Annotated in this window: 21 protein-coding genes; 12 read left to right on the forward strand and 9 right to left on the reverse strand. The window is 64.9% G+C overall.

Going from position 1 to position 22,632, the window contains the following annotated elements; genetic code table 11:
* Positions 1–21 precede the first annotated feature (21 nt).
* From gatB to C8N43_RS14005, 3 genes are all read left to right on the forward strand, one after another.
* Complete coding sequence (gatB, locus tag C8N43_RS13995) at positions 22–1,536, forward strand: Asp-tRNA(Asn)/Glu-tRNA(Gln) amidotransferase subunit GatB (protein ID WP_107846398.1); 1,515 nt, start codon at positions 22–24, stop codon at positions 1,534–1,536.
* Between the two features lie 493 nt (positions 1,537–2,029).
* Positions 2,030–2,371, forward strand: a complete 342-nt coding sequence (locus C8N43_RS14000) for a CBU_0592 family membrane protein (RefSeq protein ID WP_211308605.1) — start codon at positions 2,030–2,032, stop codon at positions 2,369–2,371.
* 34 nt (positions 2,372–2,405) lie between these two features.
* Complete coding sequence (locus C8N43_RS14005) at positions 2,406–2,855, forward strand: DUF4177 domain-containing protein (protein ID WP_158269988.1); 450 nt, start codon at positions 2,406–2,408, stop codon at positions 2,853–2,855.
* On the opposite strand, the gene C8N43_RS14010 is transcribed toward C8N43_RS14005, so the two are convergent.
* Complete coding sequence (locus C8N43_RS14010) at positions 2,852–3,109, reverse strand: BolA family protein (RefSeq protein WP_107846400.1); 258 nt, start codon at positions 3,107–3,109, stop codon at positions 2,852–2,854. The genes C8N43_RS14005 and C8N43_RS14010 overlap by 4 nt on opposite strands.
* An 86-nt stretch (positions 3,110–3,195) precedes the next feature.
* On the opposite strand from C8N43_RS14010, the gene C8N43_RS14015 reads away from it, so the two are divergent.
* Positions 3,196–3,834 carry a J domain-containing protein gene (locus C8N43_RS14015; protein ID WP_107846401.1) on the forward strand — a complete coding sequence of 213 codons (639 nt, stop codon included), beginning with the start codon at positions 3,196–3,198 and terminating at the stop codon, positions 3,832–3,834.
* A gap of 12 nt (positions 3,835–3,846) precedes the next feature.
* On the opposite strand, the gene C8N43_RS14020 is transcribed toward C8N43_RS14015, so the two are convergent.
* The 3 genes from C8N43_RS14020 to C8N43_RS14030 form a co-directional block, all read right to left on the reverse strand.
* The gene (locus C8N43_RS14020; RefSeq protein ID WP_107846402.1) at positions 3,847–4,896 is read right to left on the reverse strand and encodes a PAS domain-containing protein; all 1,050 of its coding nucleotides are present in this window, start codon (positions 4,894–4,896) and stop codon (positions 3,847–3,849) included.
* Between the two features lie 3 nt (positions 4,897–4,899).
* Positions 4,900–5,301: a response regulator gene (locus tag C8N43_RS14025; protein WP_107846403.1), complete on the reverse strand. Its 402-nt coding sequence runs from the start codon at positions 5,299–5,301 to the stop codon at positions 4,900–4,902.
* 168 nt (positions 5,302–5,469) lie between these two features.
* Entirely contained in the window at positions 5,470–7,170 is a 1,701-nt protein-coding gene (locus C8N43_RS14030; RefSeq protein WP_107846404.1) for a hypothetical protein, read from the reverse strand.
* 171 nt (positions 7,171–7,341) lie between these two features.
* Here C8N43_RS14030 and cobS point away from each other — a divergent pair, with 171 nt between their 5' ends.
* The 8 genes from cobS to C8N43_RS14070 all read left to right on the forward strand — a co-directional run bounded on the left by cobS (position 7,342) and on the right by C8N43_RS14070 (position 15,187).
* A complete protein-coding gene (gene cobS / locus C8N43_RS14035) occupies positions 7,342–8,328 on the forward strand; it encodes a cobaltochelatase subunit CobS (RefSeq protein ID WP_107846405.1) in 987 nt (328 codons plus the stop codon).
* Between the two features lie 113 nt (positions 8,329–8,441).
* Positions 8,442–8,891 (forward strand): hypothetical protein, encoded by a 450-nt coding sequence (locus C8N43_RS14040; protein ID WP_107846406.1) that lies wholly within the window; start codon positions 8,442–8,444, stop codon positions 8,889–8,891.
* Between the two features lie 88 nt (positions 8,892–8,979).
* Positions 8,980–9,432, forward strand: a complete 453-nt coding sequence (locus C8N43_RS14045) for a hypothetical protein (RefSeq protein WP_146174225.1) — start codon at positions 8,980–8,982, stop codon at positions 9,430–9,432.
* Between the two features lie 30 nt (positions 9,433–9,462).
* Positions 9,463–11,340, forward strand: a complete 1,878-nt coding sequence (gene cobT, locus C8N43_RS14050) for a cobaltochelatase subunit CobT (RefSeq protein WP_107846408.1) — start codon at positions 9,463–9,465, stop codon at positions 11,338–11,340.
* Between the two features lie 10 nt (positions 11,341–11,350).
* On the forward strand, positions 11,351–11,767 hold the full coding sequence (locus tag C8N43_RS14055) for a hypothetical protein (RefSeq protein ID WP_107846409.1): 417 nt from the start codon (positions 11,351–11,353) through the stop codon (positions 11,765–11,767).
* Positions 11,768–11,804: 37 nt separating this feature from the next.
* Positions 11,805–13,562, forward strand: coding sequence for an aminopeptidase P family protein (locus C8N43_RS14060; RefSeq protein WP_107846410.1), 1,758 nt, complete (start codon positions 11,805–11,807; stop codon positions 13,560–13,562).
* A gap of 160 nt (positions 13,563–13,722) precedes the next feature.
* Positions 13,723–14,064: a DUF427 domain-containing protein gene (locus C8N43_RS14065; protein ID WP_107846411.1), complete on the forward strand. Its 342-nt coding sequence runs from the start codon at positions 13,723–13,725 to the stop codon at positions 14,062–14,064.
* 4 nt (positions 14,065–14,068) lie between these two features.
* Positions 14,069–15,187, forward strand: a complete 1,119-nt coding sequence (locus C8N43_RS14070) for an aminotransferase (RefSeq protein WP_107846412.1) — start codon at positions 14,069–14,071, stop codon at positions 15,185–15,187.
* Positions 15,188–15,233: 46 nt separating this feature from the next.
* On the opposite strand, the gene C8N43_RS14075 is transcribed toward C8N43_RS14070, so the two are convergent.
* The 5 genes from C8N43_RS14075 to ftsZ form a co-directional block, all read right to left on the reverse strand.
* Complete coding sequence (locus C8N43_RS14075; protein ID WP_107846413.1) at positions 15,234–16,937, reverse strand: chloride channel protein; 1,704 nt, start codon at positions 16,935–16,937, stop codon at positions 15,234–15,236.
* Positions 16,938–17,045: 108 nt separating this feature from the next.
* A complete protein-coding gene (gene recN, locus C8N43_RS14080; RefSeq protein ID WP_107846414.1) occupies positions 17,046–18,689 on the reverse strand; it encodes a DNA repair protein RecN in 1,644 nt (547 codons plus the stop codon).
* Between the two features lie 30 nt (positions 18,690–18,719).
* The gene (locus tag C8N43_RS14085; protein WP_107847257.1) at positions 18,720–19,601 is read right to left on the reverse strand and encodes an outer membrane protein assembly factor BamD; all 882 of its coding nucleotides are present in this window, start codon (positions 19,599–19,601) and stop codon (positions 18,720–18,722) included.
* Positions 19,602–19,725: 124 nt separating this feature from the next.
* The gene (gene lpxC, locus C8N43_RS14090) at positions 19,726–20,646 is read right to left on the reverse strand and encodes a UDP-3-O-acyl-N-acetylglucosamine deacetylase (protein ID WP_107846415.1); all 921 of its coding nucleotides are present in this window, start codon (positions 20,644–20,646) and stop codon (positions 19,726–19,728) included.
* Positions 20,647–20,902: 256 nt separating this feature from the next.
* A complete protein-coding gene (gene ftsZ, locus C8N43_RS14095) occupies positions 20,903–22,489 on the reverse strand; it encodes a cell division protein FtsZ (RefSeq protein ID WP_107846416.1) in 1,587 nt (528 codons plus the stop codon).
* Between the last annotated feature and the right edge of the window lie 143 nt (positions 22,490–22,632).

Raw genomic sequence — 22,632 nt, forward strand, 5'->3', positions numbered from 1 at the left:
GAGCCAAAGCGGAGAGCCCCCATGCTGGACCTGACCTACGAGACCCCGAAGCCCAAAGTCATCGCCGGTGCCAAGCAGGATTGGGAGCTGGTGATCGGCCTTGAGGTCCATGCCCAGGTGGCCACCAATGCCAAGCTGTTCTCCGGCGCCTCGACCCAGTTCGGGGCCGAGCCGAACTCCAACGTGGCCTTCGTGGATGCGGGCATGCCGGGCATGCTGCCGGTGATCAACGAGGAATGCGTGGCGCAAGCCGTGCGCACCGGGCTGGGGCTGAAGGCCGATATCAACCTCTACTCGGCCTTTGACCGCAAGAATTACTTCTACCCCGACCTGCCGCAGGGCTACCAGATCAGCCAGCTCTACCACCCCATCGTGGGCGAGGGCGAGGTGCTGGTCGATATGGCCCCGGGCATCGCCCGCGTGGTCCGCATCGAGCGAATCCACCTGGAACAGGACGCGGGCAAATCGATCCACGACATGGACCCGACCATGTCCTTCGTCGACCTCAACCGCACCGGCGTCGCGCTCATGGAGATCGTCTCCCGCCCCGATATCCGCGGGCCGGAAGAGGCCGCCGCCTACGTCTCCAAGCTGCGCCAGATCATGCGCTACCTCGGCACCTGCGACGGCAACATGCAAAACGGCAACCTGCGGGCGGATGTGAACGTGTCGATCTGCGGCCCCGGGGCCTATGAGAAATACATGGAAACGCAGGATTTCTCCCATCTCGGCACCCGCTGCGAGATCAAGAACATGAATTCCCTGCGCTTCATCCAGCAGGCGATCGAGGTCGAGGCCAAGCGCCAGATCGCCATCGTGGAAGCGGGTGGCGAAGTGGTGCAGGAAACCCGGCTCTACGATCCCGATAAGGGCGAGACGCGGTCCATGCGCTCCAAGGAAGAGGCGCATGATTACCGCTACTTCCCCTGCCCTGACCTGCTGCCGCTGGAGATCGAGCAGGACTGGGTCGACGATCTGGCCGCCCACCTGCCGGAGCTGCCCGATGAGAAGCGTTTGCGCTTCATGGCCGATTTCGGGCTCAGCGAATATGACGCGAGCGTGTTGACCGCCGATACCTCGGATGCCGCCTATTTCGAGCAGGTGGCCGAGGGCCGTGACGGCAAGCTGGCCGCCAACTGGGTGATCAACGAGCTGTTCGGGCGGCTGAAAAAGGACGACGACAAGGCAATTACCGACAGCCCCGTCAGCCCCGCGCAGCTGGGCGGCATCATCGACCTGATCACGTCTGACGCGATCTCCGGCAAGATCGCCAAGGAGCTGTTCGAGATCGTCTATACCGAAGGCGGCGACCCGGCCGAAATCGTCGAGGCCCGCGGCATGAAGCAGGTGACTGATACCGGCGCCATCGAGGCCGCTTTGGACGAGATCATCGCGACAAACCCGGCCCAGGTCGAGAAAGCCCGCGAGAACCCCAAGCTTGCGGGCTGGTTCGTCGGTCAGGTGATGAAGGCGACGGGGGGGAAAGCGAACCCAAAAGCCGTCAACGAGCTGGTTTCAAAGAAACTCAGCGCGTAGCGACCTTTTGGATTGGGTGCCATTAAAGCGCCCATACGGGATGGCGGGCGGGGCGATGGGCACAGCCCGAGCGTCGCACGTCCGTCCCGCACGCACCCCCGCCGCGGCACCAAGGCCGGACGGGAACCCGTATCTCTGATATGAAATGGTGGCGCCACCGAAGCAGACGGCCATGATCGGAGCCTGTGCCTTCAGGGGCTGTACCCCCCCAAAGACCCTTGATGTTCCGCGCGAAACAGATGGCAGCTTGCAATAAGCCGAGGCCCTGTCTCATGTGATGTCTTGGTGCGGCCGGGCGTCACCCCGGGCCCGCGTGGATCCGGGGCCTGGTATAGCGCCGTTGCGTTAACCAATTCTGACACCACCGTGCGCCGCGCCGCGCTGCCATGAAGACAGGCGTGAATTCTTTCTCACTCTTAACTCACGCGCCTTCCCCAAGGTCATCGGGCATAGTGATCCCACACCGAGTGACAAATTAACGAGTGACCTCCCAATGCCCGACGCAGTCAGCCTATATCAGATCATCGGCATCGCCGGATTTCTGGCCTATATGGCTGGCTTCGCCGGGCTGCAACTCGGCCTCATCGACGGCAATGGCACGGTCTATATCTGGACAAACCTCGTCGGCGCGAGCCTTGTTCTGATCTCCCTGCTCCACGCGTTCAACCTGGCCTCCCTGCTGATTCAGGTCAGCTGGATCATCATTGGTCTGGCCGGGCTGATCCGCCGGGCGCGCGTGCGCGCCGTGCCACGGGTGGCGCACCCGGTGCCATTTGTGCGAAGACCCGCCCGCAAACGCCCGGTCTATCTGGACAGTAGCCTGCGCGTTTTGTAAGGGCTATGGCTCACGTCTGATGGGGGACAGAGCCATGACAACCTACGAATACCAGGTGGTGCCCGCGCCGCGCAAAGCCAAGGCGCCGCGCAAGGTCAAGGGCCCGGAGGCCAAATTCGCAACCACCCTGACCGATGTGATCAACGAGATGGCGGCGGACGGCTGGGAATACCAGCGCGCCGAAACCCTGCCCTGCGACGAACGGCAGGGCTTCACCGGCAGAACCACGAAATACCACTCTGTCCTGGTCTTCCGGCGCGCGGTATCGACCGCGCCCGCACCCGAAGAAGCGATTGAGACCCCGGCGCTTTCAGCGGTTGCCGCGGCCCCCGTGGTCGCCGCGCCCGCCGCGATTTCCGAGCCGGTCTTAGAGCCGCAGCTTACTCGCGCGGAGGAAGGCCCCGCCCCGGAAGGCTTCCTGCAGGGCGACGACACCGTCGAGGCCGAGGCCGAAGACGAACAGAAGCGCGACGAAAGCGCCTAGGCGTCGAGGTCCAGCGCCAGCGCGTGGATCTTCCCGATAAGCTCCGGCCCGAGCGCACCGTGCACGGCGCGGTGACGGGCAATGCGGGACTGTCCCGCGAATGCCTCAGAGCGGATACGAACGTTCCAATGGCTCTCGCCGCCCTCCTGGTAGCCCGCATGGCCGCGATGGCTCTCGCTGTCATCGACCACCGCCAGTTCGCGCGGCGCGAAGGCGTCGGTCAAGCGCCGCTCCATCTCCTGCTGAATGCCCATCTTTTCTCCATTTTTTTCGGCCAAAGCCCCTTCACCTCGGCGCGTTAAGCTTTAAGCTGTCTGCTCCGAGTCGAAAAGGTGAAGCAATGGCCCGTCCCCCCTTTGATCCATTTGAGTTTGATATCTCAGCCAAGTCCGACAAGGCGCGCCGCGCCAAGGGCCGGCGCGGGATGTCGGGCGCGGTGGAGACATCGCAGCGCACCTGCGAGGCCCCGGACTGCCAGGAGGCGGGCAAATACCGCGCGCCGAAATCCCCCGACGTGCTCGATGACTACTACTGGTTCTGTAAGGACCACGTGCGCGAATACAACCTCAAGTGGAACTTCTTCGAGACCCACACCCAAGAGGAAATGGAGCGCCAGATGTCCTCGGACAAAGTCTGGGAGCGTCCCACCAAGCCACTCAAGAAGGGCGAAGAGCAGCGCGCCTGGTCGCGCCTGGGCGTCGATGACCCGATGGCCGTTCTGGGCGAGAACGCCACCCGCAACCCGGGCCGCAACCCCAATGGCGCAGGCCGCCGCCTGCCCGCAACCGAGCGCAAGGCGCTCGATATCCTAGAGGGCACCGTGCACATGTCCAAGAAGGACATCCGCAAGAAGTACAAAAGCCTTATCAAGGACTTGCACCCCGATATGAATGGCGGCAACCGCGCCGATGAGGAGCAATTGCAGCAGGTCGTCTGGGCGTGGGATCAGCTGAAAGACAGCCGGAATTTCTCCGACTAGGGCTTCGCCTCGTCAGAAATATTGCGCCACCGGCATCGCGTGCTGCGCGATCTGCGCGGCGTCGGGCATAACCGCACCCTCGTCGAAGACCGGGAAGGTGAAGGACAGCATCTGACCGGCCTTGGCCTGCCCGTTATGTAAAAGCCTGCCGCCCAACTGTTCGATGCACAGCGCGACGATGAAATCGGGCTCTCCGACGGGCACCATCGGGGCGCCGCAGGCCCATGTCAGCTCTGACCAACCTGCGATTTGAGGTGTCGCGCGCAGAACGAGCGGCGCACTTTGCAGCATGCCCATACGCAGGTGGTGCAGCAGCATCACAAGTGCGGCCACATCCTGCACCCGGATCGCCAGCCCCGGCGCGAGGTCAAAGCGACGCAGCCGCTCCGGCACCCGGCGCAGCGCGCGACCGACCACATCCTCAAGCGGCAAGGCGGCGCGGTTTTTCTGTTCGTGCAAGAGCACGTCGGAGGCCAGTTGGTGGGCGTCAGACAATGCGTGGATCTGGGTCTGCAACATTGCCGCGAAATCCTCGGCGCGGCGGTATTCCATCTCGCCCATGGCGATCAGCGCCTCCATCAGCGCGTAGCTGTTATTGACCCGGTGATCCATCTCACGGGTCAGGTCGAGCCTGCGCGCCTCTTCCTGCTTGGCCCGGGTCATGTCCCAGTTGACGCCAATCATGCGCAGGGGGCGGCCGTCATCGTCACGTTCGACCACGCGCCCGCGCCCGCCGATCCAGACGGTCCGACCGGCGCGCAGAATACGAAACGACGTGTCGAAATCTGCGCCCCGCGGCGCGAGCGTCGCCGCGATCGTGGCGCGTAGCGCGCTCAGGTCATCGGGATGGACCCGATCGAACACCATCGCCCCCGTCACCTCGCCCTCGGGCAGGTCGAAAAGCTGGCGCAGGGTCGCATCCACGATGCAGGTATCGGCCGCCAGGTTCCACTCGAACGTGGCAAGGCTGCCCGCCTCGAGCGCAAGCTGGGCGCGGTGGGAGAGGTCTTCGACCTTGCGCAAGGTGCGGCGCATCGGATTGGTGGGAAAGGTCACGCTCATCGATCAGGCAATCTCGCGCTGCATATCCGGCAGGGAGATCTGCGCGGCAAGGGCATCGACGATCTCCGGCGTCGGCGCCGGCTTGTCGAGCGCGCGCACCCAGGCCGTGGGCCCCGTGGTCAGCACCGGCTGGTCATGGCCGGAGTGAAACACGATCGGCACCCAGCGCTGGATCAGCAGCTCTGCGGCGGGCAGCACCGAGCCGTCCTCCAGCGAGACATCGAGCAGCGCGACATCAAAATGGCGGTCGGCCATATGGGCCAATGCCTCGACATCGGCGGCGCGGCGCACCGGGGTCACGCAGGCGCCCGCCCGCTCCAGCACCCGGCACAGATAGCGAGAGATCAGAACCTCGTCTTCAGCCAGCAAAATGGTTCGGTCGGCCAACACCGGATGTCGTGTCATGGATACTCCCTTTCGTCTGACTTCACGCGGACCGACGTCGAGGCTCCAATGCGCCGGCTCCACCGTGATGGCCGGGTGTTGGTTAAGACAGAATTAATGCAGGTTGAGATTTTCTACCCAACGGCGAGTTTTCGCGCAGGCCCCCTTGGCGACGAGCCCGCGCGCCGCCTATTCGGGCGCCTTCACCGTCACGAAAACGGTGGCGTCCCTGACCGACCAGGTGGGATGGTCGAAATCGATCCGGTAGGTGCCCGCCGTGAGCGGCAACGTCACCCCGCCAGAGACGCCCTGCTGCGACAGATCGGACCGAAGCATCCCGTTCTCGAACACGGTGAGATCCAACGCGTCGGGCAGCCGCATCTGCGTAACCGCTTCAAGTGCGCGGCGCAGGATCGGCTTTTCGAGACGCCAGTCGAGATAGAGCGCCTCCACCGGCGCGGCCTCGAACCTTTCGCCGTTGGCGACCGGGTGGCTGACCTCCACCGCGGACCAGCCCAGCAGCACTAGCCCAGCCCCACCGACGCCCAACGCCGCCAAGCCACCTGTCCCGGCTTTGATCAACCCACTGAAGCGGCTGACTTGCGTGGTCACGACCTCCAAGACACTTGGCCGCTCCGGCAAGGACGTTCCCGGCTCACCTTCCACCAGCTTCATCCGCAGCCCGTCGATCAGCGGGCGGGCGTGGTCTTGCACCATGATCAGCGGATCGTTGCCCCAGAACTCCAGCCGCTTGTCGCGGACGTTCACGGCGAGGTTGATGCGGGTCATGCCGTGGGCCTCGAGCGAGACATTGATGGCGCGCAGGGTCTTGTAGCCGTCGCCCAGCCCTTCGAAGAAATCCGGCAGGGTCTCGTAGGGCTCCAGAACCTCGACCGGGCCATCGAAGCGTTCCTGCGCCTGCCCGTCGCGGGTCAGAAACAGGTGGGTCACCTCTGGCGCGGGATGGTTGCGACCGGAATCCGAGCCTTGCGCCCCCTTGGGCCGCCCGCGTCGGCGCAGCCGCCCGACCATGCGTTTCAGGCCGTCCTCGAACATATGCGGCGACCACCGCCCGATCTCGTAGGTCAACGTGCCGGAGCGATAGGTATCGCGGGCCTGGCTCAGGCGCTGCAGGCCGATTTGCGCATCGAGCGTCTCGCAGGCGTCCGCGATTAAGGTCGAGCTGGCCGTGGCCCATGTGTAGAGGTCAATGAGGCCGGTGGGCAGCGTGAAGGTGCAGTCGAGATCGCCGTCGCGTGTGTAAAACGACGCACGCACGCGCCTTATCTGGTGAAATTCGTCCAGGTCGCCCAGGGCTTGCTTGAGCGCCGCAAGGTCCATCTCGGCGGAGTTGTAATCCTTCTGGCGGCGTTTGGAGAGGTGAAATTTTGCGGGCTTCAGCGCGGTCTTGGCCGCGGACAGGGCCTCGATCGCGTCCAAAACCACCGCAGCGCTGAGGGCCGTGGTCGAGACGCGCGTCAGCTCTTTTGCGGTGAAGCTCTTGCTGTGCTTGCGGTCGACCTCGAGCTGCAGCGCCGCGGCGAGCGTGTCGAGGCGCGCGGCGGCGGCCTCCGCCGTGGGGGCCTCGCTGGTGATATAGACGCGCCCGAGCCCATCATCGGGGTGGAAATTCAGATACAGCGCAGCCGCGTCACGGCGGCCCGAGATCGAAAAACTGGACAGTCCCTCGCCGCGCAGGGCCGCCGCGTCGATCTGGCCCACCGTCATGCGTGTGCCGTTGTCCTGGACGACCTCAAGGCGCAGCTCCGCCTCGCCCACCTCCTTGCGCACAAGAGCCAACGCACGTTCGACCCACGCGGCATCGATCGGGTGCGCGGGAACGAAATCACCCAGATTGGTCGCCGGGTCCGGCTGCGCCCCTTCCCTCATCTCCCTCACCGCCTGATAAGACCAGTTTCGCGCAAGCTTATGCCCAAGACGGCGGCATCTCCAAGCCCTGCGGCCCGGAGCGCCGTAAATGTCCCTTTGCCGCAGGGCTTCCCCTTGTCCTTCCCCGCGATATGTTGCATCCCGTCCGGGTTATTCGAGAGGACTTCACCCATGGCCGACGGCAGCATCGATCTGAACGCGAAACCCACCGAGGACGTCTCCGTCCGCGAGGTCTTCGGCATCGACAGCGACATGAAGGTCAAGGCCTTCCCGGACCGCACCGACCGCGTGCCGGAGTTCGACAGCACCTACAAGTTCGACCGCGACACCACGCTCGCGATCCTCGCGGGCTTCATGCACAACCGCCGGGTGATGATCCAGGGCTACCACGGCACCGGCAAATCCACCCATATCGAGCAGGTCGCAAGCCGCCTGAACTGGCCCTGCGTGCGGGTGAACCTCGACAGCCACATCAGCCGGATCGACCTGATCGGCAAGGACGCGATCAAGCTGAAAGAGGGCGTGCAGGTCACCGAGTTTCAGGAAGGCATCCTGCCCTGGGCGCTGCGCAACCCCACGGCCATCGTCTTTGACGAATATGACGCGGGCCGCGCGGACGTGATGTTCGTGATCCAGCGCGTGTTGGAGACCGACGGCAAGCTGACCCTGCTGGACCAGAACAAGGTGCTGACGCCGCACCCGCAATTCCGCATCTTCGCCACCGCCAACACCGTGGGCCTTGGCGATACGACGGGGCTTTATCATGGCACCCAGCAGATCAACCAGGGCCAGATGGATCGCTGGTCGCTGGTGTGCACGCTGAACTACCTGTCCCACGACGCGGAGGCCGCGATCGTGCTGGCCAAGAACCCGTTCTTCAACACCGAGAAGGGCCGCAAGACCGTGGGCCAGATGGTCACCGTCGCGGACCTGACCCGAACGGCCTTCATGAATGGCGATCTGTCCACACTGATGTCGCCCCGGACCGTGATCGCCTGGGCGCAAAACGCGATGATCTTCAACGATGTGGGCTACGCCTTCCGCCTGAGCTTCCTGAACAAATGCGACGAGCTGGAGCGGGAGACCGTGGCCGAGTTCTACCAGCGCTGCTTCGACGAAGAGCTCCCCGAAAGTGCCGCCAGCGTGTCGCTGGGCTGAGGTTTCGGACATGGGTTTGATAGGCCGCTCCCTGTGGGGCGGTCTTTTGTTTTTGGCGCCTTTGCCGCAGGTTTTGGATTGTCGCGGCGGGCCCAGCTTGTAGGGTACCTGCCATGATGAATGCTGCCCTCCTCCGCCCCGTGGCCCTGGCGCTTGCCTGCGCGTGCCTGCCCTACACCGTCCATGCCGCCGAGCCGATTGTGCCGCTCGAACGCGTGATCTCGGGCGGGGCCGATGTCAGCACGGTGGCCTTGCATTGTGCGGGGCTGTTCCACTCGGTTCTTGATTTCGGCAGCGAGGTGCGGCTCGACGCCGAAAATATCGATGCTGCGAAGGCCAATGTCTCGCGCTTCCTGACGGCGGGGATCGATCTGCGTCTGAAGGCGGGCGGCGCGAGCGAGGCGCAGCTGCGTGACGCGGCGGTGAAGGAGGCCTTCGCCGTCTCCAGCCGCTACCACGCGCATTACACGGCTAATGTGAACGCCGGGCGCGAGCCCTATGCGACCGACAAGGTGTGGAACGAGGATCTCGACGTCTGCCGAAATCTCGACGCGCAGCTCTAGTGTTCGCATGTGGCGTTAACGCTACATTTACCCTGTTTTTGCATAGCGCTTAATTGTTGAGCTACTTTTTGGGGCTAAGCTCCAAAACATGCGCGGTATACGAACATATACAATCGCTCTGCTTCTGGGGATGGGCCTCGCGGCGCAGGCCGCCGCATTTCCCAATTCCCCCTCGCAACGCGCGCAGCTTTTTGCCACCTGTGCCGGGCGGCTTGGCGCGCTGGAGGAGCATCAACGCATGTTCGATGGCCCCGCCTCGGAACGCACACTAGCCTTCAAGCAGCAATTCGAAGCCTTGCTGGACGCGGTGATGCCGGATGCGATGGAATACGGCATGCCCGGAAGGCTGGCATTGACCTGGCGGATCACGGCCAAAATGGCGCAATCGCGCCTGCTGACCCGCGCAACCTTCGCACAAGACCCGCGCAGCGTGGCGCTGGCGCGGGAGGCCTCGGCGCAACTGATCGCAGAGTGCAATGAGGTCGTTTTGCCGCCCGCCTCCGCGCCAAATGGCATGGTCTTCCCCGCCAAAGCACCCTAGATTGCGCCCTGAGAGATCAGGACGTGAGACATGGCGCAAAACGACAACCCCGCAGACCCGTTCAAGAAGGCGCTGGCCGAAGCGACGAAGACGCTCGCCAACGACCCGGATCTGGGCGTGGCCTATTCCGTTGACCCGCCGGGGATGACCAATGACCAGGTGCGCCTGCCGCAGGTGACGCGCCGCATGACGCGTCAGGAAGTGCTGATGGCGCGTGGGACCGCGGATGCCTTCGCGCTGCGCCGCCGCTTCCACAACCCCTCCACCAATGCGCGCTACGAGCCACAGGGCAACATGGCGCGTGATCTGTACGATGCGATGGAGACCGCGCGCTGCGAGGCGATGGGCGCGCGCACCATGCCCGGCACGGCGGGCAATATCGACGCCAAGATCGGCTCGGAGGCGGAGCGCAAGGGATACGGCCAGATCACCGAGGCGAGCCAGGCGCCCCTATCGGTCGCCGCGGGCTACCTGATCCGCCATCTCGCCACGGGCCGCGAATTGCCCGCCGACGCGGCGAACGTCATGAACCTGTGGAAGGATTTCATCGAAGGCGCCGCGGGCGGCACGCTGGAGGACCTGCAGGACGTGCTGTCCGATCAGGGCAAGTTCGCAAAGTTCGCGCGCCAGGTGATTGATGATCTGGGCTATGGCGACCAACTGGGCGACGACCCGGACGACATCGACGAAGACCAGGAAGACGAGGCGTCTGAGGATCAAGACGAGCAGGAAGCCGACGAGGACAGCAACCCCGACAAGGAAGACAATTCCGAGGACGAGGAAGCCTCCGCCGAGCAGAGCCAGGAACAACAGGACGACGCCAGCCAGGCGACGGTTAACCTTGACGACATGGCCGATGCGGAGATGTCTGAGGAAGCCGAGATGCCCGAGGGCGAGGCGCCGATGGACCCGCCCCCGCCGCCGCCCCATTCGGATGCGGACCCGAACTACACCGTGTACTCGACTGAAAATGATGAAGAAATCCGCGCTGAAGAGCTGGCGGAGCCTGCCGAGCTGGAGCGCCTGCGCGCCTATCTCGACCAACAGTTGGAGCCCCTGAAGGGCGCGGTCTCGCGCCTTGCCAACAAGCTGCAGCGCCGCCTGCAGGCGCAGCAGAACCGGTCCTGGGAGTTCGATCTGGAGGAAGGCATCCTTGATGCCGGACGCCTCGCCCGTGTCGTGGTCAGCCCGACCACGCCGCTGAGCTTCAAGCAGGAAAAAGACATGGAGTTCCGCGACACCTGCGTGACGCTTCTGCTCGACAATTCCGGCTCAATGCGCGGGCGGCCGATCTCGATCGCGGCGATCTGCGCGGACGTGCTGGCGCGCACCTTGGAGCGCTGCCAGGTGAAGACGGAAATTCTGGGCTTCACGACGAAGGCCTGGAAAGGTGGCATTTGCCGCGAGACGTGGCTCGCCGAAGGCCGCGCACAAGCGCCGGGCCGCCTGAACGATCTGCGCCACATCATCTACAAAAGCGCCGACGCCCCGTGGCGCCGAGCGCGGCCCAATCTTGGGCTGATGATGAAAGAGGGGCTGCTGAAGGAAAACATCGATGGCGAGGCGCTGGAATGGGCCCATCGCCGGATGCTGGGCCGCCCGGAGGCGCGCAAGATCCTGATGGTGATCTCGGACGGTGCGCCGGTGGACGATTCCACCCTGTCGGTGAACCCGGCGAACTACCTCGAAAAGCACCTGCGTGACGTGATCGCCATGGTCGAAAAACGCCGCGCGGTGGAGCTGATCGCCGTGGGCATCGGCCACGACGTCACCCGCTATTACGACCGCGCCGTGACGATCACGGATGTGGAGCAGTTGGCCGGCGCGATGACCGAGCAGCTGGCGGCTCTGTTTGACAGCGACCCGCGCGCCCGTGCCCGGGTCATGGGCATGAAGCGGGCCAGCTAGGTCAGGCCCGATGGACGCGGACGCGGAATTTCAAACCTTCCTCGACGCGATTTCGGACTGTTTCATCGCCCGCGACTTCGACGCATGGCAGGCGCACATCTTGCTGCCTTTCTCGATGGTGACCCGCGCCGGACCGCAGCTTTTCGACACGCCCGACGCGCTGCGCAGCAATTTCGACCACTACCTGCAAGCCTGCGACGCGATGCAGCTTGACTTGATCTACCGCAAGCCGCTGGCGCTGGAGCGCAGCATGGACGGCACCTGGGTCGGCACGTACGAGACCAGCCTGCTGTCGGGGGGCAAGCGGGCAACGGCGGCCTACACGTCCTCGGCCCTGTTGGAGGTCGTGGACGGGCGCTTCAAGATGCGCTCGATCCTGAATGCGCGCGGCCATACCGACTGGACCGGAGTGGCCGCCAAAAGCTGAGCTTGCGGCCCGGCGCGATTGCCCGCAAATTGCGGCCATGTTTCAAAGTTTCGACGACGCGACGTCCCCCGACCAAGGCCCTCCCCGTCTCGCCGCCCTGCGCGAAGAGCTTGCGCGCGAAGGCTATGACGGCTTCCTGATCCCCCGCGCCGATGCGCATCAGGGCGAATATGTGGCGCCGTGCGACGACCGGCTGGCGTGGCTTACGGGCTTCACCGGCTCTGCGGGCTTTTGCGCCGCGTTGCGCGACCAAGCGGGCGTCTTCATCGACGGGCGCTACCGGGTGCAGGTGAAGGATCAGGTGGCGCTGGACCATTTCACCCCGGTGCATTGGCCGGAGACCCAAGCGGGACCCTGGCTGAAAGACGCGCTGCCCGAGCCCCACAATATGGCCTATGACCCCTGGCTGCATACGCAGGCGGAGGTCGAGAAAATCCGCGACGCGGGCGTGACGCTTGTCGAGACCGACAATCTTGTCGACCGCATCTGGGAGGACCGCCCCGCCCCACCACAAGGCCGCGCCGAGGCACAGCCGCTGGAGCTGTCGGGCAAAAGCTCCGGTGACAAGCGCAAAGAGATCGCGGCGATCCTGAAGGACGCAGGCCACGATGCGGCCGTGCTGACCCTGCCCGACAGCATCTCGTGGCTTTTGAACATTCGCGGCTCCGACATTCCACGTAACCCGGTGGTGCAGTGTTTCGCGATCCTCCACGCTGACGCCCGGGTGGATCTGTTCATAGATCCCGAGAAGGTCGCGCATCTGGGGCCCGATCCGGCAATTGACCAACACCCGCCCGACGCGTTTGCCGATGCGCTCGCGGCACTGACAGGCACGATCCGGGTGGACCGGGGCAGCGCGCCCGCGGCGGTCTCCCAGCTGATCGAGGCGGAGATCGCCTATGCGCAGGACCCCTGCGTGCTGCCCAAGGCGATCAAGAACCCGACCGAGATCGAGGGCACCCGCACGGCCCATATCCGCGACGCGCACGCGATGGTGGAATTCCTCGCCTGGCTGGACAAACAGGGCCCCGGGCTGACCGAGATCGACGTAGTGACCGCGCTGGAGGGCTTCCGGTCCAAGACCAACGCGCTGCGCGACATCAGCTTCGACACGATCGCGGGCGCTGGCCCGCACGGGGCTGTGGTGCATTACCGCTGCACGACCTCGACCAACCGGGCGGTCAAGGCGGGGGAGCTGCTGCTGGTCGACAGCGGCGGACAATATGTGGACGGCACGACCGATATCACCCGCACGACGGTGATCGGTCGGCCCAGCCGCGAGCAGCAGGAATGCTACACGCTGGTGCTGCAAGGGATGATCGCGATCAGCCAAGCGCGTTTCCCACGTGGCGTGGCTGGGCGCGATATCGATGCACTGGCCCGGGCGCCGTTGTGGCGGCATGGGCTGGATTACGACCATGGGACGGGCCATGGCGTGGGCGTCTATCTGTGCGTACATGAAGGACCGCAGCGCCTGTCACGCATCTCGGAGGTGCCGCTGGAGCCGGGAATGATCCTGTCCAACGAGCCGGGCTACTACCGCGAGGGCGCATTCGGCATCCGGATCGAGAACCTTATCGTCGTGCAGGAGGCGCCAGAGCTGGGCGACAGGCGCGACCAGCTGAGCTTCGAGACGCTGACATGGGTGCCGTTCGAGCGCCGTCTGATCCTGCGCGATATGCTCGCGCCCCATGAGATCGAGTGGATCAACGGCTATCACGCCGAGATCTGGGAGAAGCTGGAGCTGTCGGGTGCTGCGCGCGACTGGCTGGATGCCGCCTGCGCGCCGCTTTGAGCGGGGCCAAATTCTTTTGAAGAATTTGCGCTCAGACTTTCCGTGAAAGTCTGGCTTGCGCAACCTGCGGTTGCTGCAAGTTGTGTCTTTTCAAGCTGACACGAAACTGTCATGTTCCCCCTCTAGCACACATTGAGATGACCTAAAGGAGGCTCCGCCCATGGCCGACCACATCAAATTGCGCGCCGCAACAGGCACTTACTCGATCCGCGCCGCGGGGGCCGTGTTGGGCGAAAGTAGCAATGTCATCGAGCTGAGCGAAGGGGATCACGCGCTCGTGCTCTACGTTCCGCGCGCCGATCTGGCCATGGCGTTCTTTGAGCAAACCGACACCAAGACCACCTGCCCGCACAAGGGCGAGGCCAGCTATTTCACGCTGCACGCGAAAAGCGGCCCGATCGAGGATGCCGCCTGGTCCTACGAGACGCCGAAGGAGGGCCTTGAGCGGATCGCCGGGCATCTGGCGTTCTATCCCGAAAAGGTGACCGTCGAGGCCGTGTGACGCGATGCAGATCGAGCCGTTCGGGGTCGAGATATGGATGAACGCGTGGGAGACCCGCTGCACCCATAATCTGGGCGAAACCTGCGTCGAGAGCCTGACCATCGAAGAGCTGCTGTCCCTGTCGGGCCGCAACGAGACCGATCTGTCCGCGCTTTTGGCCCTGAAGATGACCTATGGCGACATTCGCGGCTCGGACCGGTTGCTGTCGGCCATCGCGGGGCTTTATTCCAAGCAAGGCCCTGAGAACCTGATCACCACCCATGGCACCATCGGGGCCAATATGCTGGTGCATAAGGCGTTGATTTCAAGCGGTGATCATGTGGTCGCCGTGGTGCCGAGCTACCAGCAGCACTACTCCATTCCGGCCAGCATCGGCGCGGAGGTCGACAAGCTTTGGCTGCGGGAGGAAGACCGCTTCCTGCCCGATCTCGACCGCCTGCGCGCGCTGGTCCGCCCTGACACGCGGCTGATCGCGCTGACCAATCCGAACAACCCGACCGGCGCGCTGATCGAGCGGGAGATTCTGCTGGAGATCGCGGAAATCGCGCGCGAGGTGGATGCGTGGCTGCTGTGTGATGAGGTCTATCGCGGCACGGATCAGGACGGCTCCGGCATGACGGATGCGGTGGCGGATCTGTACGAGAAAGGCATCTCGACCTGCGGGATGTCGAAGGCGTTCTCGCTTGCGGGGTTGCGGCTGGGGTGGGTTGCAGGACCTGCCGAGGTGATCGAGGCGGTGGAGCGACACCGCGACTACGACACGATCTCCATCGGGCGCATCGACGACCATTTCGCGACGCTCGCGCTGGAGAATCGAGACCGCATCCTGGCCCGATCCCGCGCGATCACGCGTGGCAACCTGGCCATCCTGAGCGACTGGGTCGCGGGGGAGCCACGCGTGTCCTGGGTCAAGCCGCGCTCTGGCACGGTGACGCTGTTGCGGATCGATATGGCGGAGGGATCGGAGGCCTTTTGTCGGGGGCTGCTGCAGGAAACCGGTGTGCTGTTCACCCCCGGCGCCGCGTTCGGCATGGAAGGATATGTGCGGATCGGGTTTGCCAATCCGGAAGCCGACTTGCGGGCGGGGTTGGCGCGGGTCTCTGACTATCTGGCGCGTGGCTAGCGGCGAGATAGTCCGTATTTTTGGAACAAAGAAAGACGTGAGCGCGCTATGAGTGCTCTTCCGCTGCGGTGGCGGCAAGCGCGCGGTTGTATTGTTTGAGCGCGTCGACCTGGAAGAGCGCGCCGTGGATTTCGGGCGGCACGCCCTCGTCTCCGACGGAAACCACCGGCAGGAAGGCGCGGTTGGTACGCTCGAAGATCGGCATGGCGTCCTCCAGCGTCGCGTTGGGACCGATGAAGTGGCCTTGGGCGATGGCGTCCCAGATCGCGTCATCATCTGCACCTTCTGGGTGGTCGCCTTTGCGCATCACATTGGCCACACGGAACATCGACAGAAGGTAGGCCTGCGGGCCTGCGGCGAGATGCGTGCCACGCCGCTCGAGCTGAGTGAGAAAGAAGGAGCGGTCGACCAGCCCGCCCGCGATGGCGGTCGAGAGCGACACAGCGACCATCACGGCGAGGCCGGTTTGCCAGTCGCCTGTGAGCTCAAACACGATGAGCGTGGTGGAAATCGGCGCGCCGAGCACCGCGGCGGCCACCGCGCCCATCCCTGCGAGCGCATAGAGCGTCTCGGATCCGGAGATGTCGGGGAGCAGCCCGGTGGCGATCCCGCCGAAGGCGAGGCCCGTCAACGCGCCGACCATGAGCGAGGGTGAAAACACCCCGCCGCCCATGCGGCCCGCCATGGTGATGGCGACGGCGGCGACCTTGAGCACGGCAAAAATCACCGCCTCGTAGAGGATCAGCTCGCCCGTCAGCGCCGCGGACGTTGTGCCGTAGCCGACCCCGATGATGTGCGGAAACCAGATCGCCATCAGGCCCAGCAGCGCACCGGCACAGGCCGGGCGCAGCCAGCGTGGCATGCCGGTCTGGCGCTGCACATAGGTGCCGAGATCGTCGGTCCAGAAGATCGCGCGCATCAGGGCCACGGCCACGAGGCCGCAGACGATGCCGAGGATCAGGAAGGCGGGCAGCTCGACATAGAAATCGAGCGTGTTGGCCTCTGGCAGCGCAAACTCGGTCACGTCGCCAAAGGCCAGCCGGTTGATCACCGTGCCCGCGGCGGACGCAATGACGATGGGCGCGAAGGCGTGGATGGCGAAGTGGCGCAGCACGACCTCCAGCGCGAAAAGCGCGCCGGCGATGGGCGCATTGAAACTGGCGGAGACGGCCGCGGCCACGGCGCAGCCCAAAAGGTCGCGCCCGGTGATGCCGTCGGCCTTGATCAGCCCGCAGGCCCAGCTGGAGATTACCGCGGCCAGGTGCACGACCGGGCCTTCCCGGCCCGACGAGCCGCCGGAGCTGAGCGTGATCAGCGAGGCGGCGGCGGAGGCGAGCCCTGCCCGCTTCTCGACCCGGCCATTGTTCATCGCGGCCCCCTCGATCACATCGGCGACCGAGCGGACCCGCCCGTCATCGGTGAACAGGTGCAGGATGATGCCGGTGATCAACCCGCCCGTGATCGGGATCAGCACAATCCAGTACCACTCCAGATCGGTGACGAATTCCTGCAGCTCGCGGATGTCTTTGGCGTCGTAGAGCACGCCCTGCAGCCACTCGATCCCCTTGCGAAAGAACAGCGCGGCGAAGCCCGCGCCGATGCCGATCAGGAGGGCGATGAACCAGAATTGCAGCTGGGAAGGCCCCTTGTGACGCAGGAGACGCCAGCCATCCCGGCACGCCATCAGGGCTTCGTCGAGCTGCTGGCTGGCGAATCCCTTGGGGCGGTCAGGAGGTATGTGCTCGGCCATGGGTCCCCGGCGTGCCGTGCTGCGGTGCAACAGTCTTATGACAAAGCTGTGGGATGGTCTAGGCGAGGAAGCCCGTTGCAACGGGCTTTAAGCGCCTTCCAAGGCGCTTCACCCGTCCAAAAGCGCGCGGGCCGCGTCGCGGGCGGCGTCCGTCACCGTGTCACCGGACACCATGCGCGCGATCTCGTCGATGCGCGTCTGGGCGTCGAGGGGAACGACTGTGGAGAAGGTCTGCTCGTCGCGCACGCTCTTCTCCACCCGCCAATGGTGCCCACCAAGCGCGGCCACCTGCGGCGAGTGGGTTACGACCAGCACCTGCGCGCCATCGGCGAGCGAAGCGAGCCTGCGGCCCACGGCATCCGCCGTGGCACCGCCCACGCCGCGGTCGATCTCATCGAAGATCATGGTCACGCCTTGGCTCGTCGACGACAGGCAAACCTTCAGGGCCAGGAGGAATCGCGACAGCTCGCCCCCGGAGGCGATCTTGTTCAGCGGGCCGGAGGGCGCGCCGGGGTTCGTGGCCACGGTGAAAGAGACATCATCTGCGCCGTCGGGCCCCGGGGCTTCCGGCGTCACATCGGTCTTGAACACCGCGCGCTCCATCTTCAGGGGCGCGAGCTCTGCTCCCATCGCGGCGTCGAGGCGGGCGGCGGCGTCTTGGCGGGCAGCGGTAATGCGGGCCGCCTCGACATCATAGGTTTCCGTGGCCTGCGCCAGCGCCTTTTCCAGCTCTGCCAACTCCACCTCGCCGCCGTCGAGCGCGGCAAGGCGGATACGCAGGCCTTCGGCAAACTCAGCCAGATCATCGGCCAGCACGTCATGCTTGCGCGCCACGCCGCGCAGGGCAAAAAGCTGCTCTTCGACCTGCTCCAGCTCCATCGGGTCGAAATCGAGATGCTCGAGCATGCGTTCGACCCCTTCGTGGGCCTCGCCCAGCTCGGTCAGGGCACGCTCCAACGCGGAAAGCGCACCGTCGAGCTGGCCCTCGGCCTGCTCTGCCACGCCGTCGAGCCAGCGGGTCGCGTCGCCGAGCAACCCCTCTGCCCCGTTCAGCCCAAGGGCCTGCAGGGCGCGGGAGACGTCGTCGCGGATGCGCTCGCCCGCCTGCATCTGGCGGCGGCGGGCATCAAGGGCGGCCTCTTGGCCCGGCTCAAGCGCGAGCGCGTCAAGCTCGGCGACCGCGTGGCGCAGGAATTCTTCCTCGCGCCGGATTTCGTCGAGCGCTTTCTGGGCCTTCTTCAACGCGCGGCGCGCGGCTGTCATCTGGTCCCAGGCGGCGCGCACCGGGGCGAGGTCGAGCCCCGCGAACTCGTCGAGCATGTCGCGATGCGCGCGCGGGTTCAGCAGGCCGCGGTCGTCGTGCTGGCCGTGCAGCTCCACCAGCGTCTCAGACAGCGCGCGCAACAGCTCGCCCGAAGCGCGGCGGTCGTTGACATAAGCCTGCTTGCGGCCGTCGGGGTAGTTCGTGCGGCGCAGGATCAGCTCGCCTTCGATCTCGAACCCCGCTTCTTCCAGCACGGCCCAGGCCGCGTGGCCTGCAGGCAGATCAAACTGCGCCGTGACTTCGCCCTTGGTCGCGCCTGCGCGCACAAGCTCCGCGCGACCGCGCCAGCCCAGAACGAATCCGAGGGAATCCAGCAGGATCGACTTGCCCGCCCCGGTCTCGCCGGTCAGCACGTTGAGACCCGGCTGGAACTCGAGATCCAGCCGGTCGATGATCAGCATGTCGCGGATATCAAGCTGCGTGAGCATCGGACGTCAGGTGGGCCTGCCCCACCTCCCCTAGAGCCACTGGCCCCGGATCACCTGCCGGTAGATGTCCTGAAGCCAGCCGGAGCCCGCCGCTTCGGGCTCGAGCCCACGGCCTTGCAGCAGGTTGAAACTGTCCTGATAGAAGCCCGACGACTGGTAGTTGAAGCCGAGGATCGCGCCCGCGGTCTGCGCCTCGTCGGTCAGGCCCAGCGACAGGTAGCTTTCCACCAGCCGGTGCAGCGCCTCTGCGGTGTGGGTCGTCGTCTGGAACTCTTCGACCACAACCCGGAAGCGGTTGATCGCCGCCGAATAATGCCCGCGCTTAAGGTAATAGCGCCCGATCTCCATCTCTTTGCCCGCGAGGTGATCGAAGGCGAGATCAAATTTCAGGATCGAGGATTTGGCGTATTCGCTGTCGGGATAGCGTTCGATCACAGTGCGCAGAGACTGCAGCGCCTGGAAGGTCAGGCCCTGATCGCGGCCGACCTGATCGATCTGGTCGTAGTAGCTGATCGCCAGAAGATACTGCGCATAGGGCGCGTCATCATCGGCGGGGTAGAAGTCGAGAAAGCGCTGCGCGGAGGCGCGCGAGTTCTCGTAGTCGCGGTCGGCGTGATAGGCGAAGGCCTGCATGATCAAGGCGCGCTTGGCCCACTCGGAATAGGGATAGAGTCGCTCGACCTCGGAGAACAGGCGCACGGCATCGTCGATATCTTGCGTTTCCAGCTCGAACTCGGCGCGTTTGTAGATCTCTTCCGGGCCGAAGCTTTCCAGCGGGGGCTCCCGATTGGATTGGAAGAAGCCGCCGAACAGGCCACCACGTTCGCCGCCGCCACCGCCGCAGGCCGATAGACCGGCCACCAGCGCCAGCGCCGCGGCTGATTTCAGAAATGCCCTGCTGCGTGCCGTCATCGACCGCGACCCCATCTCACATCCCGCCCCGGTACGCCCCGGGTTGCGGCTCTTTGGGCTGGTCTAGCACATCTATTTGCAGGGCAAAACGCCTTTGAATGATTTTGTGAGCGCCGCGCGCGGCTTAGGCCACCAGCGCCAGATCGGCCATGCCAACACCCACGCCCGGAAGACGGGCGAGCTGAGCATGCGAGCAGGGCACGAAGCGATAGGCGGACGGATCCGCGAACAGCTTGCGCAGCAATTTGTTGGTCATGGCGTGGCCCGCTTTGACGCCGGTGTAGCGTCCGAGAATGGGCGCACCGGCCAAGGCCAGATCGCCAAGCGCGTCGAGCATCTTGTGACGCACGGCCTCGTCCACGTGGCGCAGGCCACCGGGGCTCAGCACATCGGCACCGTCCACGACGACCGCGTTATCGTAGGTGCCGCCCAGGGCCAGGCCCTGCTCGTGCATCTTGTCGATATCGGCTTTGCGGCAGAAGGTGCGGCTGTCGGACAGCTCGCGCACGAAAGTGCCGTTGCGCATGTCGAGCGCCATATGCTGGCGGCCGATGGCCTCATCCGGGAAGTCGATGTGGAAGTCGATCTCAAGGCCCTTGGCCGGGGTCAGCATCGCCACCGCGCCGTTCTCTTCGACCATGACGGGGGAGAGAACCTCGATCGCGTAAAGCCGTGCGGCCTGCTTTTGGGCACCGACCTGAACGATGGCCCGCACGAAATCCTTCGAGCAGCCATCCATGATCGGCACTTCCGGGCCGTCGACTTCGATCAGCGCGTTGTGGATGCCGCAGCCTGCGAGTGCGGCCATGACGTGCTCTACCGTGGAGATGGTCGTGCCGGCGTCGTTCGACAGCTCCGAGCACAGCGGCTTGGTGCCGACGCCCGTGTAGATGGCGCGGATCATGTTATCTGCATCGGTGACGTCCGTGCGCTTGAACCAGATGCCAAAACGCGCGGCGGCCGGGTGCACGGACATGCGCACCGGCTTGCCGGAGTGAAGGCCCACGCCCTCAAAGCTGATCGTCTGCGTCAAAGTTGCCTGCACGGTAACCCCTTTCGGAAGACCTAACGCGGCCCTCGCGGTTTTAGTTCACCTATCAGCCCCCCAGGCTGCTTGGTTGCCGTGCAAATTAGGTCCCGTAAGCCATTGTCACAACTCACTCTTTATGACCGATTGCAACATACCTGACACATTTCGCAACATTCACGCTGCAGCGCGGCAAGTACATTGATTTCAAATGATAAAAACGACAAAGGCCGGGACGAACCCGGCCTTGCGACGTTGCGTAATTTGGTTTGGCTCAGTTCGCCTGACGGCGCAGGAAGGCCGGAATTTCGATCTTTTCCTGCTCCGGATCGGCCTGCGGAGCCGGGGAGACCGCGCGCGGCGCCTGTGCCATCTGCGGCTGCTGGCGCGCAGGCTGCTGCGGCTGGCCCTCTTCGCCGTGGCCGGTCATGCGACCGATCAGCGAGTTGATCCCGAAGCGCGGCTTCTCGGCCTCGGCGGGTGCCGGGGCGGCGCGCACCGCGTCGGCGGTGGCTTGGGCCTCATCCGACGGCGACTTGCTGACCGCGGCGCGCAGGCGCTGCATGGCTTCCGGTGTCGGGGTGCCCGGCTGGCGCGATTGGAACATCGGCTGCTCCGGCTCGGCGGCGGCGGCAGGGGCTTGCTGCGGTGCAGGTGTGTAGACCGGAGCGGGCAAGCCGTCCTCATCCGTGGCCTCATGATGTGCGGGTGCGGTCGCGGCCACACCTTCAAACAGCGAAGGCTCTTCAGAGGCGAAGTTCGGCTGGGCCGGCTCTGCGGCCGGGGCGGCTTGTGCGGTTTCCGGCACCGGCTGCGGTGCGACCTCTGCGGCACGCTCCATTGGCAACGGCTGGGCCAGAGAGCGGCGCGCGACGGGCTGCGCAAGCAACTCCTCGGACGCCTCGATGCCGGTGGCCACGACCGAGACGCGCATCTTGCCGTCCATGGTGGTGTCGAGCGTCGAGCCCACGATGATGTTGGCTTCCGGGTCGACCTCTTCGCGGATGCGGTTGGCGGCCTCGTCCAGCTCGAACAGGGTCAGGTCGTGGGAGCCGGTGATGTTGATCAGCACGCCCTTCGCGCCACGCAGGGAAATCTCGTCCAGCAGCGGGTTGGCGATGGCTTTCTCGGCGGCTTGCACGGCGCGGTCTTCGCCCTCTGCCTCGCCAGTGCCCATCATGGCCTTGCCCATCTCGTCCATCACCGCGCGCACGTCGGCGAAGTCGAGGTTAATCAGGCCCGGCCGCACCATCAGGTCGGTCACGCCTTTGACGCCTTGGTAGAGCACGTCATCGGCCATCGAGAAGGCCTCGGTAAACGTGGTTTTCTCGTTGGCGAGGCGGAACAGGTTCTGGTTCGGGATGATGATCAGCGTGTCCACGACCTTCTGAAGGCTCTCGACGCCCTCTTCGGCCTGCTTCATGCGCTTGCCGCCCTCGAACTGGAAGGGCTTGGTTACGACGCCGACGGTCAGCACACCAAGCTCACGGGCGGCCTGGGCGATGATCGGGGCGGCGCCGGTGCCCGTACCACCGCCCATACCGGCGGTGATGAAGCACATGTGTGCGCCAGCGAGGTGGTCGACGATTTCTTCAATGGTCTCTTCAGCGGCAGCGGCACCGACCGAGGGGCGCGCGCCTGCACCCAGACCTTCGGTGACTTTCACACCCATCTGGATCTTCGCGGGTGCCTTGCCCTGCTGAAGCGCCTGGGCGTCGGTGTTGGCCACCACGAACTCGACCCCGTCGAGCTCTTTCTCAATCATGTTGTTGACGGCGTTGCCGCCGGCACCGCCCACCCCGAACACGGTGATGCGTGGCTTGAGGTCTGGTTGATCTGGCATCCGAAGATTGAGTGTCATGTGCTGGTCCGCCCGTGAGTTTTAAGTCTGGTGTACTTTGTAACGATGGGTCGTTTCGACCCTTATGGTTATGCCTCGTTTCCCGAAATCCTATCGAGAGTCGAGAGTGAGGTCACGCAAAAAAGGCAAAATTGCCACAAAAT

The sequence above is a fragment of the Litoreibacter ponti genome (assembly GCF_003054285.1).
Classification (GTDB): Bacteria; Pseudomonadota; Alphaproteobacteria; order Rhodobacterales; family Rhodobacteraceae; genus Litoreibacter; species Litoreibacter ponti.

Bases quoted from the DNA above. Each gene is read 5' to 3' on its own strand.
- gatB (WP_107846398.1), top strand. From the start codon at position 22: ATGCTGGACCTGACCTACGAGACCCCGAAGCCCAAAGTCATCGCCGGT.
- C8N43_RS14000 (WP_211308605.1), top strand. From the start codon at position 2,030: ATGCCCGACGCAGTCAGCCTATATCAGATCATCGGCATCGCCGGATTT.
- C8N43_RS14005 (WP_158269988.1), top strand. From the start codon at position 2,406: ATGACAACCTACGAATACCAGGTGGTGCCCGCGCCGCGCAAAGCCAAG.
- C8N43_RS14010 (WP_107846400.1), bottom strand. From the start codon at position 3,109: ATGGGCATTCAGCAGGAGATGGAGCGGCGCTTGACCGACGCCTTCGCG.
- C8N43_RS14015 (WP_107846401.1), top strand. From the start codon at position 3,196: ATGGCCCGTCCCCCCTTTGATCCATTTGAGTTTGATATCTCAGCCAAG.
- C8N43_RS14020 (WP_107846402.1), bottom strand. From the start codon at position 4,896: ATGAGCGTGACCTTTCCCACCAATCCGATGCGCCGCACCTTGCGCAAG.
- C8N43_RS14025 (WP_107846403.1), bottom strand. From the start codon at position 5,301: ATGACACGACATCCGGTGTTGGCCGACCGAACCATTTTGCTGGCTGAA.
- C8N43_RS14030 (WP_107846404.1), bottom strand. From the start codon at position 7,170: ATGAGGGAAGGGGCGCAGCCGGACCCGGCGACCAATCTGGGTGATTTC.
- cobS (WP_107846405.1), top strand. From the start codon at position 7,342: ATGGCCGACGGCAGCATCGATCTGAACGCGAAACCCACCGAGGACGTC.
- C8N43_RS14040 (WP_107846406.1), top strand. From the start codon at position 8,442: ATGATGAATGCTGCCCTCCTCCGCCCCGTGGCCCTGGCGCTTGCCTGC.
- C8N43_RS14045 (WP_146174225.1), top strand. From the start codon at position 8,980: ATGCGCGGTATACGAACATATACAATCGCTCTGCTTCTGGGGATGGGC.
- cobT (WP_107846408.1), top strand. From the start codon at position 9,463: ATGGCGCAAAACGACAACCCCGCAGACCCGTTCAAGAAGGCGCTGGCC.
- C8N43_RS14055 (WP_107846409.1), top strand. From the start codon at position 11,351: ATGGACGCGGACGCGGAATTTCAAACCTTCCTCGACGCGATTTCGGAC.
- C8N43_RS14060 (WP_107846410.1), top strand. From the start codon at position 11,805: ATGTTTCAAAGTTTCGACGACGCGACGTCCCCCGACCAAGGCCCTCCC.
- C8N43_RS14065 (WP_107846411.1), top strand. From the start codon at position 13,723: ATGGCCGACCACATCAAATTGCGCGCCGCAACAGGCACTTACTCGATC.
- C8N43_RS14070 (WP_107846412.1), top strand. From the start codon at position 14,069: ATGCAGATCGAGCCGTTCGGGGTCGAGATATGGATGAACGCGTGGGAG.
- C8N43_RS14075 (WP_107846413.1), bottom strand. From the start codon at position 16,937: ATGGCCGAGCACATACCTCCTGACCGCCCCAAGGGATTCGCCAGCCAG.
- recN (WP_107846414.1), bottom strand. From the start codon at position 18,689: ATGCTCACGCAGCTTGATATCCGCGACATGCTGATCATCGACCGGCTG.
- C8N43_RS14085 (WP_107847257.1), bottom strand. From the start codon at position 19,601: ATGACGGCACGCAGCAGGGCATTTCTGAAATCAGCCGCGGCGCTGGCG.
- ftsZ (WP_107846416.1), bottom strand. From the start codon at position 22,489: ATGACACTCAATCTTCGGATGCCAGATCAACCAGACCTCAAGCCACGC.